The sequence below is a fragment of the Frankia tisae genome (genome assembly GCF_025403405.1).
In the GTDB taxonomy this organism is placed as follows: Bacteria; Actinomycetota; Actinomycetes; order Frankiales; family Frankiaceae; genus Frankia; species Frankia tisai.
Window position 1 is genome coordinate 1 of record NZ_JANEZT010000168.1, and the last position, 13,863, is coordinate 13,863.

Annotated in this window: 13 protein-coding genes and 1 pseudogene; 13 read left to right on the forward strand and 1 reads right to left on the reverse strand. The window is 72.6% G+C overall.

Annotated elements, in window-relative coordinates:
* Positions 1 to 1,312: 1,312 nt before the first annotated feature.
* Complete coding sequence (locus NBZ85_RS16905; protein ID WP_261557700.1) at positions 1,313 to 1,882, forward strand: HIT family protein; 570 nt, start codon at positions 1,313 to 1,315, stop codon at positions 1,880 to 1,882.
* A 30-nt stretch (positions 1,883 to 1,912) separates the two neighbouring features.
* Here the strand turns inward: NBZ85_RS16905 and NBZ85_RS16910 are convergent, their stop codons facing one another.
* Positions 1,913 to 4,099, reverse strand: coding sequence for an elongation factor G-like protein EF-G2 (locus NBZ85_RS16910; RefSeq protein WP_261557699.1), 2,187 nt, complete (start codon positions 4,097 to 4,099; stop codon positions 1,913 to 1,915).
* A gap of 168 nt (positions 4,100 to 4,267) precedes the next feature.
* Here NBZ85_RS16910 and pgsA point away from each other — a divergent pair, with 168 nt between their 5' ends.
* The 12 genes and pseudogenes from pgsA to NBZ85_RS16970 form a co-directional block, all read left to right on the forward strand.
* Positions 4,268 to 4,957 (forward strand): phosphatidylinositol phosphate synthase, encoded by a 690-nt coding sequence (gene pgsA / locus NBZ85_RS16915; protein ID WP_261557698.1) that lies wholly within the window; start codon positions 4,268 to 4,270, stop codon positions 4,955 to 4,957.
* Positions 4,954 to 5,811, forward strand: a complete 858-nt coding sequence (locus tag NBZ85_RS16920) for a phosphatidylinositol mannoside acyltransferase (protein ID WP_261557697.1) — start codon at positions 4,954 to 4,956, stop codon at positions 5,809 to 5,811. The genes pgsA and NBZ85_RS16920 overlap by 4 nt, the downstream gene beginning before the upstream one ends.
* Before the next feature lie 28 nt (positions 5,812 to 5,839).
* Positions 5,840 to 6,967, forward strand: coding sequence for a glycosyltransferase family 4 protein (locus NBZ85_RS16925; protein ID WP_261557696.1), 1,128 nt, complete (start codon positions 5,840 to 5,842; stop codon positions 6,965 to 6,967).
* A 52-nt stretch (positions 6,968 to 7,019) separates the two neighbouring features.
* Complete coding sequence (locus tag NBZ85_RS16930) at positions 7,020 to 7,688, forward strand: hypothetical protein (RefSeq protein ID WP_261562207.1); 669 nt, start codon at positions 7,020 to 7,022, stop codon at positions 7,686 to 7,688.
* Between the two features lie 152 nt (positions 7,689 to 7,840).
* A complete protein-coding gene (gene pdxS, locus NBZ85_RS16935) occupies positions 7,841 to 8,773 on the forward strand; it encodes a pyridoxal 5'-phosphate synthase lyase subunit PdxS (protein ID WP_261557691.1) in 933 nt (310 codons plus the stop codon).
* Entirely contained in the window at positions 8,770 to 9,369 is a 600-nt protein-coding gene (pdxT, locus tag NBZ85_RS16940) for a pyridoxal 5'-phosphate synthase glutaminase subunit PdxT (RefSeq protein ID WP_261557690.1), read from the forward strand. Before pdxS ends, pdxT begins: the two co-directional genes overlap by 4 nt.
* Positions 9,370 to 9,391: 22 nt before the next feature.
* Entirely contained in the window at positions 9,392 to 10,147 is a 756-nt protein-coding gene (locus NBZ85_RS16945) for a YebC/PmpR family DNA-binding transcriptional regulator (protein WP_261557689.1), read from the forward strand.
* A 113-nt stretch (positions 10,148 to 10,260) separates the two neighbouring features.
* A complete protein-coding gene (gene ruvC / locus NBZ85_RS16950) occupies positions 10,261 to 10,797 on the forward strand; it encodes a crossover junction endodeoxyribonuclease RuvC (protein WP_261557688.1) in 537 nt (178 codons plus the stop codon).
* Positions 10,794 to 11,471 (forward strand): Holliday junction branch migration protein RuvA, encoded by a 678-nt coding sequence (gene ruvA, locus NBZ85_RS16955; protein ID WP_261557687.1) that lies wholly within the window; start codon positions 10,794 to 10,796, stop codon positions 11,469 to 11,471. Before ruvC ends, ruvA begins: the two co-directional genes overlap by 4 nt.
* Positions 11,472 to 11,523: 52 nt before the next feature.
* Positions 11,524 to 12,606 (forward strand): Holliday junction branch migration DNA helicase RuvB, encoded by a 1,083-nt coding sequence (gene ruvB / locus NBZ85_RS16960; RefSeq protein WP_261557686.1) that lies wholly within the window; start codon positions 11,524 to 11,526, stop codon positions 12,604 to 12,606.
* Between the two features lie 148 nt (positions 12,607 to 12,754).
* Positions 12,755 to 13,279, forward strand: coding sequence for a preprotein translocase subunit YajC (gene yajC / locus NBZ85_RS16965; RefSeq protein ID WP_261557684.1), 525 nt, complete (start codon positions 12,755 to 12,757; stop codon positions 13,277 to 13,279).
* A 147-nt stretch (positions 13,280 to 13,426) separates the two neighbouring features.
* Positions 13,427 to 13,863, forward strand: a pseudogene (locus tag NBZ85_RS16970) (protein translocase subunit SecD); the annotation flags it as partial.

Consider the following 13,863-nt stretch of genomic DNA (forward strand, 5'->3'; position numbering starts at 1 on the left):
GCCCTGGGACCGTCGGGCGGCGGCCAGGTCGGTGGGGTCGGCGTTGGGTGAGGGTCCGGATGGAAGCGGTCCGAGGGGGCGTGGGAAGCGTCCGGTGCGGGTGGTTCGTGCTCATGCTCGCGCCTTTGGGATTTGGCCGTTGGTGATCCGCAGCTGTTTCCCCTTTGGTGTCGGTTCCTGCGGCTGATTCACCTCGCCGCGTCGGCGGGTACGCCCGCGGCGGCCCTGTGACGGTGGGCCAGGTCAAGATCCTTTCTCTGGCGGTGAGGCCGGCTTCCTACCAGCGCAAATGCCGCTTTTCTCGCGATCCAGGCGCCCTGGCTGCGGTGCGGCCAGCCTGGAATGATCTCCTCGAGACCCCACTTTGGTGCCATACCGGTGGGGGTGCTCGACATCGGGCCCGCGGATGGGGCGCCCACGCCGCCTCGAACGTCGTCCGGCAGGCAGTGACGAGGAGTGAGCATCGGCGGGAGCCGATGGCAGTGGCCCGCGAGCCCGGCGGGCCGCCCGGCGGTTGATTTCCCGGCCCGGGAGGTCGAGAAGAGTGGCCTAAATACCGGAAGATCGTCTGGGTTTGGACGACCATTTCCGCCTGGGTGGGCTACCCCGGGTGGTCCGGGGCGGACGATGCCCCCTGGTCGCCGGCCGGCCAGCGATCTCAGTGGCCGTCGTCTGTCAGCTCCTGGCGGCGGAAGGCAAGGTGAACCGATTGCGGCGGCCGATGAGGTACCGGTTGGCCCATCGTTGATCGGCATCGCTGTGCGTCCCGCCCCTTCGGTGAGTTGCTCGGTGTGCCCACGAGTTCAGGTCCGGCCCGGCGATGTGCGCCCGGTTATTTCCGGGCGGCATGAGATCCGCCCTGTACAGATCGGCTTAACACCCGCTACTCTGATCGGGCAGGGCGTAGCGGGTCCCTTTGTCGGTGCGACGTCTCGCAGGGGGTTGCGCTGGGAATTTCCCGGGCGCGGTTCCCTTCGGGTGCGTCGCCGTGACGACCGGGACGCCGTGGTTCGAAACCAAATACGCCACTCGGGGGAGACTGGCGGCGCCCCCCCCACGCCGTCAGTCTCCCTCTTCCGCTGTGGGTGTGCACCTGCGCGTGAGCGTCATCGCCCTCGCCGGAGCCGCCTCATCGGTCGAGGTCCTGATAAATTGGCAGGATGTTGGCCACCCTTCGAGGGGGATCTTCCGATGAAGGTGGCGGGGTTGGCGCCGCTGGGCGCGCCCGGCCCGCTGCCGCCTCTCGCCCAACCGGCACCACCTGCGGGATCCCCTGCCCTGGCCGGGGCGGCGAGGCCGCGGTGACAGCCCGGTGACCGCCCAGGTCTCGCCCGACGGGGTTCCGCTCGAGGAGCAGGCCGGGGTCGGCGGTCCCGACGCCTTCCAGCGCCTTTACACGCCCCACCGGATGGCCTACATCAAAGGTGAAGGTCGCGGGCGCGACGATGAATGCCCCTTCTGCTCCATCGTCGACATGTCCGACGAGGACGGGCTGGTGGTTGCCCGCGGGAAAGCCGTCTACGCGGTTCTCAACCTCTATCCATACAATGCCGGGCATCTGCTGATCGTGCCTTACCGGCACGTCGCCGACTATGCCGAGATGGGTTCCGAAGAAATCGTCGAGATGGCGTTTTTCGTGCAGCGTGCCCTGCGTGCGCTGCGTACCGCCAGCGGGGCCCACGGTTTCAACACGGGCATGAACCTCGGGCACGTCGCCGGCGCCGGAATCGCCTCCCACGTGCACCAGCACGTGGTGCCCCGGTGGGGCGGCGACACGAACTTCATGCCCGTGGTGGGGGTGACCCGGGTGCTGCCCGCCCTGCTCGGGCAGACCCGGGAGATGCTCGCCGACGCCTGGGCAGGCGCGGCCCCGGCCGAGTAGGCCGCTGCGGCGAGTAGGCCGATCAGCCGATCAGCCGATCAGCGAATCGGTGAGCTGCGGTGGCATCGGCTCGAAGCCATGCGGCTCGCGGTGGAAGCTTCCTGTTCCGTGGCTCAGCGAGCGCAGCTCTATCGCGTACCGGGACATCTCGCTTTCCGGTACCTCGGCATGGACGACGGTGCGCGTTGCGGCGAACGAAGGTGCGCTGCCCGGCGCCGGCGGGACCGGATCCATGCCGACGACCCGTCCCCGTCGGGTCGACAGGTCGCTGACCACAGTCCCGACGAATTCGTCGGGCACCGACACGTCGACGGCCAGCACCGGCTCCAGCACGACCACACCGCCGCTGCGCACGGCGTCGCGCAGCGCCAACCCGCCGGCGATCTGGAACGCCAGGTCCGAGGAGTCGACGCTGTGCGACCTGCCGTCGACCAGGCGCACCCGCAGGTCGGTCAGCGGGTGACCGGCCCGCACCCCCTGGGCCATCTGCGCCCGGACGCCCTTCTCCACCGAGGGGATGAACGAGCGGGGGATGGCGCCGCCGACGATCTCGTCGACGAACTCGAATCCGCTGCCCGGCGGGAGCGGCTCGACCTCGAGCTGGCAGACGGCGTACTGGCCGTGCCCACCGGACTGCTTCACCTGGCGGCCCAGCCCGTGTGCGGGCGCCCGCAGCGTCTCCCGCAGCGGGATGATCGCCGCTACCCGGTCGACGGTGGCGCCATAGCGCTGGGCGAGACGTTCGAGCACTGCGTCCGCGTGCGCCTCGCCCATGCTCCACAGGACGAGCTGCGCGGTCTGCGGATCCTGAACCACTCGCAGGGTCGGATCCTCGATCGCCAGCCGGGACAGCGCGGTCGACAGCCGGTCCTCGTCAGCGCGGCCGCGGGCTCGGATGGCGACCGGCAGCAGCGGCTCGGGCATCGCCCAGGCGGGCAGGTGCCGCGGATCGTCGAGGCTGGACAGGGTGTCGCCGGTCTCGGCGGTGGCGAGCTTCGTCACCACGCAGATGCCGCCCGCGGGGCAGTCCGGCACGCTGTGCAGCGCCGAGCCGTAGGGCCGGGACAGCGCGCCGACCCGCTCGTTGTCGTCATGGTCGGCATGGCCGCCCGCCGCCCGCCCGTGCCCACTGACGTGGACGGGGTCATCCGGGCGCAGCGTTCCGCTGAAGACCCGCACGACGGACATCCGGCCCACATACGGATCGGTGGTCGTCTTGACGACCTCGGCGACCAGCGGCCCGGCGGGATCGCCGGTGCCCGGAGCGCAGGCGGTGCCGTCGGGCCGGGTCAGCGCCGGGAGGGGATGCTCCGCCGGCGCGGGGAAGCCCTGGACCAGCAGGTCGAGCAGCTCCGTCGAGCCGAACCCGCCGGTCCGCGCCGGGATCCGGTCGCCGGTGCCGTGGTTCGCGTCCTGGTCGGTGCGCAGGCCGACCGGCAACACCGGGAAGAACGTGCCACGGGCGACCGCGGTCTCCAGGTCGGCGAGCAGCAGGTCCGGATCGGGGTCGGCGCCGGACAGGTAGCGGTCGAGTAGCGTCTCGTCCTCGCTCTCGGCGATGATCCCTTCGACGAGGGCGGCACGAGCGGCGGCGTGGCGCACGTCGGACCGGTCGGACCGGTCGGACTCGGCCGTGGACTCGCGCCGCCCGCCGGGGCCGTACTCGACGGTCCGGCCGGTCAGCAGCCCCGCCAGCCGCACGGTGCCGTCCGCCGTCCGATGGGGCAGCCAGGCCGGCAGCACACCGGTGCCGAAGGCACGTTGGCACTCCTCGACCGCCGCGGTGAAGTCGGCGCGGGCATGGTCCAGGTGGGCGATGGCGATGGCGCGTGGCATGCCGACCTCGGCGCACTCGGTCCACAGCAGGCCGGTCGCGCCGTCCACGCCGTCGACGGCGCTGACGACGAACAGGGCGGCGTCGGCGGCGCGCAGGCCCGCGCGCAGCTCGCCGATGAAGTCCGGGTAGCCCGGGGTGTCGAGCAGGTTGATGGTGAGCCCGCGGTGGCTGACCGAGCACAAGGAGAGACTGACCGACCGGGAGGGCCGGTGATCGGGGTCGGCGTGCCCGACGTAGCTGGTGTGAACGAGCTGATGGTCGCCGTTCTGGCGCTCGGGCGGCCCGGCGGTGGCGAGCAGCCGGTCCACCAGGGCCGTCTTGCCCGCGCCGGTGTGCCCCACCAGGACGACGTTACGTACATCGCACGAGGCTGTTGACATCCTCGCCTCCTTGATCGGCAGGTGAGATCCTGTCCGTAACGGCAGAGTGCTCCCAGGTGACGTGGGGCACAAGCCCGAGTGGAGCCGTGGTCGGGAATGCACGGATCGTGGCGGCGGTACTGTGAAGACCGGCCGAAGCCGGGTATACGCGGGACGACGGGACGCCACATGCTCGCTAGCAAGGCACGACCGCAGATCCAGAAGGTGCTCGACCCGGTGAGCCAGTGGGCCGCCAGGTCGTCGATATCGCCCGACGTCGTGACGATCATCGGCACCATCGGAGTGGCGGGCGCCGCGCTGGGGTTCTTCACCCGGGGGGTCTTCTTCCTCGGCACGGTCGTAGTCACTCTGTTCGTCTTCTCGGACCTGATCGACGGGGTGATCGCCCGAGCCCGGGGCATCTCCTCCAAGTGGGGGGCCTTCCTCGATTCCACCTCCGACCGCGTCGGCGACAGCGCGATCTTCGGTTCGCTGATCATCTGGTACGCCGGCGCCGGCGACTCGCTGCCGCTCGTCGTCGCCGCGCTGGTCTGCCTGGTGGCGGGCTCGATCACCTCCTACGTCAAGGCGCGCGCGGAGGGGCTCGGCTTCACCTGCAACGTCGGCTTCGCCGAGCGCGGCGAGCGGCTGCTGATCCTGCTGGTCGCCGCCGGCCTGTACGGCCTCGGCGTGCCCTACCTGCTGCCCGCCGCCCTGTGGTTCCTCGTCGGCGCGACCACGCTCACCGTCGTCCAGCGCGTGGTGCACGTGTACCGGCAGTGGTACCGCGCGGGTGACCCGCCGGCGCCGCCGACGTCGACCGCGGCCCCCACCGTCCCGTCCGGGGCCATGCCATCCGGGCCCGCGCGGCGGCCGTGACCGAAGGGCGACTTGTCGACCTCGGCTATGCGCTGGGCTGGCGCGGCGTGCGACTGCTGCCGGAGCCGGTCGCCGCCGCGGCGTTCCGGCTCGGCGCCGACGCGGCGTACCGGCGCGGCGGGCGAGGGGTCCGCCGGCTGCGGGCGAACCTGGGCCGGGTCGCGCCGGCCGGCACCGACCTGGACCGGCTCACCCGGGTGGCGATGCGCTCCTACGCGCGCTACTGGCTCGAGGTCTTCCGCCTGCGCGAGCTCGGCACGGAGCGGATCGTCGGCCGGATGCGGGTCCTCGACGAGCACCTCCTGCGCGAGTCACACGCCCGCGGCGCGGGCACGATTCTGGCGCTGCCGCACATGGGCAACTGGGAGCAGGCCGGCGCCTGGCTTGCGGCGACGGGCGTCCCGTTCACCACGGTCGCCGAGCGGCTGCAGCCCGAGTCGCTGTTCGAGCGCTTCGTCGCGTTCCGCTCCGAGCTCGGGATGGAGGTCATCCCGCTGACGGGCGGCGAGAGCCCGCCGTTCGACCTGCTCGCCGACCGGCTGCGGGCCGGCGGGATGCTGTGCCTGCTCGCCGACCGCGACCTGTCCCGCACGGGCATCGGAGTGCGGTTCTTCGGCGCCGGGGCCACGATGCCCGGTGGCCCCGCCGCGCTGGCGCTGGCCACCGGGGCGACGCTGTTGCCGGTCACGCTGTGGTTCGACCGGGACGGGTGGAGCGCGCGGATCCACCCCGCGGCGCGGCCGAGCGACGTCGCGACGATGACCCAGGACCTCGCCGACGCCTTCGCCGCCGGCATCGCCGCCCATCCCGCCGACTGGCACATGCTCCAGCGCGTCTGGCGCGACGAGGCGTGACCCCGCCCGGTTGCCCCACGGCGGCGCCGTGAAGATCGGCCTGGCCTGCCCCTACACGTGGGATGTCCCCGGCGGGGTCCAGGTCCACGTGCGCGACCTCGCCGAAGCCCTGCTCGCGGCGGGGCACGAGGTCTCGGTCATCACTCCGGTCGACGACGAGCAGACCCTGCCGCCCTACGCCGTCGATGCCGGCCGGGCGTTGCCGGTGCCCTACAACGGCTCGGTCGCCCGGCTGCTGATGGGCCCGGTCTCCGCCGCCCGGGTCCGCCGCTGGCTGCGCGAACACGACTTCGACGTCCTGCACGTACACGAGCCCAGCGCGCCGAGCGTCAGCCTGCTGGCCTGCATGCTCGCCGACGGGCCGATCGTGGCGACCTTCCACACCGCGAACCCCCGCTCGCGGTTCCTGACCGCCGCGCAGGGGGCGCTGCAGCCGTCCTTCGAGAAGCTGCGTGCCCGCATCGCGGTCTCCGAGGCGGCGCGGCGCACGCTCGTGGAGCATCTCGGCGCCGACGCCATCCTGATCCCCAACGGGGTCGCGGTGCAGCACTTCGCGGACGCCCGGCCGCTGCCCGGCTACGACGACGGGCGGCCCACCGTCGCCTTCCTCGGCCGCATCGACGAGCCGCGCAAGGGCCTCGACGTGCTGCTGGCCGCGATGCCGCAGCTTGCCGCCCGGATCGACGACGTGCGCCTGCTCGTCGCCGGGCCCGGGGACGCCGCGGCGGTCCGGGCGCGGCTGGACCCGCAGCTGCGGTCCCGCGTCGAACTGCTGGGCCTCGTCTCCGATGCGGACAAGCCGCGGGTGTTCGCCTCCGGCCAGGTGTACTGCGCCCCGAACACCGGCCAGGAGAGCTTCGGGATCGTGCTGCTGGAGGCGATGGCGGCCGGGACCGCCGTGGTGGCCAGCGACATCGACGCGTTCCGCCGGGTGCTCGACGACGGTCGCGCCGGGCGGCTGTTCGACGTCGGCGATCCCGCGCGACTCGCCGCCACCCTCGCCGACGTGCTCACCGATCCAGCGGGGGCCGCCGGGCTGGTCCGCCGCGGCTGGGCGGTCGTCGAGACCTACGACTGGCGAACCATCGCCGAGCGCATCGTCGGCGTCTACCAGATGGTCTCCGGAGACCGTCGGGTGTCGCTCGCGTCGACGTAGCCGGGCGGTACCGGCGCCAGGTCACATCCGTCCGTTGGCTACGCTGCGCGAGATGACCGTCCTCGTGGTGGTCGTTGCCCTCGTGGTGGCGATCGCGACCTATCTGACCTGGCTGGCCCGCCGGCTCGACCGGCTCGCCGCCCGGGTGTCGGACGCCAGCGGCGGTCTGATCACCCAGCTCGTCGCCCGCGCCGACGCCGCGGCGCAGCTCGCCGAGCGCTGCGGTCTCGATGAGCTGGCGGCCAGCGCCGCCCGCGCGCGGGCGGCCTACCCGGCCCTGCTCGTCGGCGCCCCCCTGAACGCCGCGGTCGAGCTGACCGAGAACGCGTTGAGCCGGTCCCTGCGCTCCGTCGAGGTCGCGGCGGCCGGGCAGCGTTTTCCCATCGAGCTGCACGCGGTCGACTCCGGGGCAGCCCGGGTGGCGTTGGCCCGCCAGTTCCACAACGACGCGGTCCGTGACCAGCGGGCGCTCGCGGGCCGCCGGGTGGTCCGGGTGCTCCACCTGTCCGGGCGCCGCCCACCGCCCGGCTACTTCGAGATCGACGACGCGCTGCCCCTTCGCGAGGAGCCCTGGCCGCGTCTCGTCGAGGGCTCGGTGCGGGGCGCCGACGCGCCCGGGCGCGAGGACCGGCCGAGCCACGACGGGCCGCTCGGCCACGACGGGCCGCTCGGCCACGACGGGCCGCTCGGCCACGGCGACCGGCCGGGCCTGGCCTCCTGACTTGCCCGGTCGGCGCGGCCTGCGCCGTACGATGGGGAACCGACCTACCCGCACGGGAATCACCTGGCTGGGTATCCGACATGCAGGTGTGCCTGACATGGCGGAGCCGGCCGGCCGTGGTGCCCGACTGGAGTGAAAAGAGACGGCACATCATGTCCCAGGGCCAGACTGCCGCCACCGCCGGCCCGGCGACCGACTCCGCCCGGCATGCCGGCACCGCCCGCGTCAAGCGGGGCATGGCGGAGATGCTCAAGGGCGGCGTGATCATGGATGTGGTCACGGCCGAGCAGGCGCGCATCGCCGAGGACGCCGGCGCCGTCGCGGTGATGGCCCTGGAGCGGGTGCCCGCCGACATCCGCGCCCAGGGCGGCGTCGCCCGGATGAGCGATCCGGACATGATCTCGGAGATCATCGAGGCGGTGTCCATCCCGGTCATGGCCAAGGCCCGGATCGGGCACTTCGTCGAGGCCCAGGTGCTCCAGGCTCTCGGAGTGGACTACGTCGACGAGTCCGAGGTCCTCACCCCGGCCGACCCGCACCACCACATCGACAAGTGGTCGTTCACCGTGCCGTTCGTCTGCGGGGCGACGAACCTCGGCGAGGCGCTGCGCCGTCTCGCCGAGGGGGCGGCGATGATCCGTTCCAAGGGTGAGGCGGGCACCGGCGAGGTCTCCAACGCCGTGGTGCACATGCGTACCATCCGCGCCGAGATCGGCCGGCTCTCGGCGCTACCGGCGGAGGAGCTCTACGCCGCGGCCAAGGAGTTGCGCGCCCCCGTCGAGCTGGTCACCGAGGTGGCTCGGCTTGGCCGGCTGCCCGTCGTGCTGTTCACCGCGGGCGGTATCGCCACCCCCGCGGACGCGGCGCTGATGATGCAGCTCGGCGCGGACGGGGTGTTCGTCGGCTCCGGGATCTTCAAATCGGGCGATCCGGCGCGGCGCGCCCGCGCGATCGTCGAGGCCACCACGATGTTCAACGACCCGGACGTCCTGGTGAAGGTGTCGCGGGGCCTGGGCGAGGCGATGGTCGGCATCAACGTCGCCGAGCTCCCGTCGGCGGCCCGGTACGCCGACCGCGGCTGGTGAGCGGTCCGCGGATCGGCATCCTCGCGCTGCAGGGGGACGTGCGGGAGCACGCCCGGGCGCTGAGTGACGTCGGCGCGCGGCCGGTGGAGGTCCGCCGTACGGCGGAGCTCGCCGCGGTGGACGGTCTGGTCCTGCCCGGCGGCGAGTCCACGACGATCGGCCGGCTGCTGCGGGTGTTCGAGCTGTTGGAGCCGCTGCGGGCGGCGGTGGTGGCGGGCCTGCCCGTGTTCGGCTCGTGCGCTGGCATGATCCTGCTTGCGCGGGACGTCGTGGATGGCCGGCCGGACCAGCCGCTGATCGGTGGGCTGGACATGGTCGTCCGGCGCAACGCCTTCGGCCGGCAGGTCGACTCGTTCGAGGTCGATCTTGACGTCGACGGCGTGGAGGGGCCGCCTGTGCACGCGGTCTTCATCCGAGCACCATGGGTAGAAAAAGCGGGCGATGCGGTCGAGGTCCTGGCTCGTGTCGCCGAGGCGCCGGTGGCGGTCCGTCAGGGCCCGTTGCTGGCCACCGCGTTCCATCCGGAGCTGACCGGTGACTCCAGGATGCACCGGCTATTCGTCGACATTGTGCGATCTTCCGGATCCGGTCGGTGATCGCGAGTAAGAGGGGCAGGACATGAGCGGTCACTCGAAGTGGGCGACCACGAAGCACAAGAAGGCAGTCGTCGATGCGCGGCGAGGCAAGCTTTTCGCCAAACTGGTCAAGACGGTGGAGGTCGCCGCCAAGACGGGGGGCGGCGACCCGGCGGGCAACCCGACGCTGGCCGACGCGATCGCCAAGGCCAAGTCGCAGTCCGTGCCGAACGACAACATCGAGCGGGCGGTCAAGCGGGGGTCCGGTGAGCTCGCCGGCGGGGTGAACTACGAGAACATCACCTACGAGGCGTACGGGCCGAGCGGTGTTGCGATCCTCGTCGAGTGCCTCACCGACAACCGTAACCGGGCCGCCTCCGACGTTCGCGTGGCGATCACCCGCAACGGCGGCACGGTGGCCGATCCCGGTTCGGTGTCGTACCTGTTCAACCGCAGGGGCGTTCTGCTGGTGACGAAGTCCGCCGGGCTCACCGAGGACGACGTGCTGCTCGCCGTGCTCGACGCGGGCGCCGAGGAGGTCAACGATCTCGGCGACGCCTTCGAGGTCATCTCCGAGGCCACCGACCTGCACACGGTGCGGGTGGCCGCCACCGACGCCGGTCTGGAGATCACCTCGGCGGACATCTCCTGGCTGCCGAGCGTGAGCGTGCCGCTGGACGCCGAGCCTGCGGCCAAGGTCCTCAAGCTTCTCGAAGCGGTCGAGGACCTCGACGACGTCCAGAACGTGTGGTTCAACGGCGACATCTCCGACGACGTCATGGAGCTCGTCAGCAGCTGAGCGGGGCGCCGCCGCGCCGGAGGCGATCTGTTGGGCGTGTCGTGGATGTCCTGTTGCGCCAACCGATCTACCATCGAACAAGTGTTCTTGCGGGTGAGTGGTCGGGAGGGTGGATGCGGGTTCTGGGCGTCGATCCGGGGCTGACCCGGTGCGGCCTGGGGGTTGTCGACGGAGCCCCTGGTTCCCGCGTCCGCCTGGTCGAGGCGGGGGTGGTGCGCACCCCGGCCGGCGCCGAGGTGGCAGACCGGCTGCGGGCCGTCGCCGACGGCATCGACGCCTGGCTTGATCGCACCTGCCCGGAGGCGGTCGCGGTCGAGCGGGTCTTCAGCCAGGCCAACGTGCGCACGGTGATGGGCACGGCTCAGGCCGGTGCGGTGGCGATCATGCTTGCTGCGCGGCGCGACCTGCCGGTGGCCCTGTACACGCCCAGCGAGGTCAAGGCCGCGGTCACCGGCAGCGGGCGGGCCGACAAGGCCCAGGTCGGGTTCATGGTCACCCGGCTGCTGGGGCTGACCGAGGTGCCGCGGCCGGCCGACGCCGCCGACGCGCTGGCGCTGGCGCTCTGTCACCTGTGGCGGGGCCCGGCGCTTGCCCGGCTGCGCTCGGCGGCGCCCGCCGCACCCGCACGCCGCCCAGCGAGGACGTCGTGATCGCCTCGCTGTCCGGCACCGTCAGGGCGCTCGGGCCGCTGTCCGCTGTCGTCGAGGTGGGCGGCGTCGGCCTGCTCGTCCAGTGCACCCCGGCGACGCTGGCCCGGCTGAGCGTCGGTGAGCCGGCCAGCCTCGCCACCACCCTCGTCGTGCGCGAGACGGAGCTGACCCTCTACGGTTTCGCCGACACCGATGCCCGTGACGTCTTCGAAATCCTGCAGTCCGCCGGCGGGGTGGGGCCGAAGCTCGCCCAGGCCGTCCTCGGCGTGCATGATCCGGACACGGTCCGCCGCGCGGTCGCCGAGGAGGATCTCGCGGCGCTCACCAAAGTCCCCGGGATCGGGCGCAAGGGCGCCCAGCGGATTGTCCTTGACCTGCGCGACCGCCTCGGCCCGCCGCGCGGCTCCCCCGTGCCCGCGCCCCGGGCGGCGGCCGGCCTCCAGGCCGACGGGCGTAGCGCGGGCGGCGCTGACGGGGTCGCGGACACCGTGCGCGAGGCCCTGACCGGGCTGGGCTATTCCGCGCGGGAGGCCGACGACGCGGTGTCGCGTGCTCTGGCTGTGCTGGCCGCGTCTCCGGACGGCCCGGACCCGTCGGCCGGCGCCTCGGCGGCCGACACCGCGCCCGATGCGCCGACGCTGCTGCGGGCCTGCCTGGCCGTGCTGCGCCGATGACCGCGTCGGTGGGAGCTGGGCCGGCTGTGCCCGGGGCATCGGGGAGTGGCGCATGAGCGCCGACGGCCTCGTCTCGGCCGCCGCGAGTGCCGAGGAGCAGGCGTTCGAGGCCGGGCTGCGCCCGCGTACCCTCACCGAGTTCGTCGGCCAGCGCAAGGTCCGGGAGCAGCTTTCGATCATGTTGGAGGGCGCGCGGGCGCGCGGGCGCCCGCCGGACCACGTCCTGCTGTCCGGCCCGCCGGGCCTGGGCAAGACCAGCCTCGCGATGATCATCGCGGAGGAGTTGGCGGTGCCGCTGCGGATAACCAGCGGCCCGGCGATCGAACGGGCCGGCGACCTCGTCGCGATCCTCACCGCGTTGTCCCCCGGGGAGGTGCTGTTCCTCGATGAGATCCACCGGATCGCGCGTCCCGCCGAAGAGCTGCTCTACGCCGCGATGGAGGACTTCCGGGTCGACGTGATCCTGGGCAAGGGGCCGGGGGCGACCGCGATCCCCCTCGACGTCGCGCCGTTCACGCTGGTCGGCGCCACGACCCGGTCGGGGCTGCTGACGGGGCCACTGCGCGACCGGTTCGGTTTCACCGCCCACCTGGACTTCTACTCGCCGGACGAGCTCGCCCGGGTGTTGACCCGCTCGGCGGGCCTGCTCGGCGTCAGTCTCACGGAACAGGGCGCGACCGAGGTCGCCGGGCGCTCCCGGGGTACCCCTCGCATCGCCAACCGGCTGCTGCGCCGGGTGCGCGACTACGCCGAGGTGCGCGCCGACGGGGTGGTCACCCTGGACGTCGCCCGGGCGGCACTGCGGATCTACGACGTGGACGGGCTGGGGCTCGACCGCCTCGACCGGGCCGTGCTGGAGGCGCTCGTCGGTCGCTTCGGCGGCGGCCCGGTCGGGCTCACCACGCTGGCCGTGTCGGTGGGGGAGGAGCCGGAGACGGTCGAGGACGTCGCCGAGCCGTTCCTGCTGCGAGCCGGCCTGCTGATTCGTACCTCCCGCGGTCGGGTCGCCACCGCGGCGGCCTTCGAGCACCTCGGACTCGAGCCGATTGCCGAGCCGCTCGGCCGCAGCCAGGCCCCGCTCTTCCCGGCCACCGCCCCGATCCCCGACGGCGCCCCGATCCCCGACGGCGGCTGAGCGGCGACCCACCAAGCAGCCTACTGCTGCCCACCGCTGCCCACCGCGCGACGCCACGGTGCCGGTACAAAGCGGACACTGCAGCCCTGCCCACCGGCGGCATCCGTTCGATACGTACGATCGCCGCAACACCTCAGGAGGGCAGGACGTGCACGGACTTGTGACGGCGGCGACGGCGGCCAACGGTAACGGCGGCAGTTCCATCGGCAGTTTCCTGATCCCGCTGCTTCTCGTCCTGGCGGTTGTCTACATCTTCTCGCTGCAGCGCCGCCGCTCGAAGGCCCAGCAGCAGCAGGTGTCCCAGATCCTGCCCGGTACCCTCGTGATCACCACCGCCGGGCTCTACGCGACGGTCGTGGAACTGGTCGATGGTGACGTCCTGCTGGAGATCGCCCCCGACGTGGTCTGCCGGTTCACCCGCAGCGCCATCGCCCGGGTGATCAGCACTCCGGACGACGACGAGGCCCAGGACGGCGGATCGGTGGACGAAGACGAGCTCGACGGCCCGGCCGGCCTCGCGACCCACGCCGGGGAAACGCCTCCCGAGGGAACGCCCGGCACGGACAGCGCCGCCGGCGAACAGGGCCTCGGCGGGCCGTCCTCGGTCGGCGGTGCCGACGGTGCCGAGGGTGAGGGCAGGGGGGTGCCAGGCCCGCCGCGCAAGGAGTTGTAGCACGTCGGCGGCCCGCCGATGCGTTACCGCCGGGGGTTTGGAACGTACCCTCAGTGACATTCGTTCGGGTACGTTAGGCACCGCCGGTCCGGGCAACGGCGAGACGAACGAGCGCCGACATCCGGCGCGTGAGGAAGGGACTCGCACGTGGCACGCGGCTCGGCACGGGCATCCGCGGGAGGCTCCGTCTGGACCCGGCTGGGGGTACTCGGTGGTCTACTCGTCGTCCTCTACGGCCTGATGGCCGGCACCGGGAACTGGACCCCACGGCTGGGGCTCGACCTGCAGGGCGGTACGAGCGTGATCCTCACGCCCCGGGCAACCACCGGCAGTGCCGTCGACTCCGGCGCGATCGACCAGGCGGTGGACATCATCCGTCAGCGCGTCGACGGGCTGGGCGTGGCCGAGTCCGAAGTCCACCGCACCGGCAACCAGATCGAGATCTCGGTTCCCGGCCGTGGCCGCAGCGACGTGGTCGACCTGGTCGGGCAGACCGCCGAGCTGCGGTTCCGCGAGGTATACGAGGCCGCCGCGGCGACGCCGGCCCCCTCGCCCGCCCCCAGCGGCGCGGCGGCCTCGTATAC

Bases quoted from the DNA above. Each gene is read 5' to 3' on its own strand.
- NBZ85_RS16910 (WP_261557699.1), bottom strand. From the start codon at position 4,099: ATGTCAACAGCCTCGTGCGATGTACGTAACGTCGTCCTGGTGGGGCAC.
- pgsA (WP_261557698.1), top strand. From the start codon at position 4,268: ATGCTCGCTAGCAAGGCACGACCGCAGATCCAGAAGGTGCTCGACCCG.
- NBZ85_RS16930 (WP_261562207.1), top strand. From the start codon at position 7,020: ATGACCGTCCTCGTGGTGGTCGTTGCCCTCGTGGTGGCGATCGCGACC.
- pdxS (WP_261557691.1), top strand. From the start codon at position 7,841: ATGTCCCAGGGCCAGACTGCCGCCACCGCCGGCCCGGCGACCGACTCC.
- NBZ85_RS16945 (WP_261557689.1), top strand. From the start codon at position 9,392: ATGAGCGGTCACTCGAAGTGGGCGACCACGAAGCACAAGAAGGCAGTC.
- ruvC (WP_261557688.1), top strand. From the start codon at position 10,261: ATGCGGGTTCTGGGCGTCGATCCGGGGCTGACCCGGTGCGGCCTGGGG.
- ruvB (WP_261557686.1), top strand. From the start codon at position 11,524: ATGAGCGCCGACGGCCTCGTCTCGGCCGCCGCGAGTGCCGAGGAGCAG.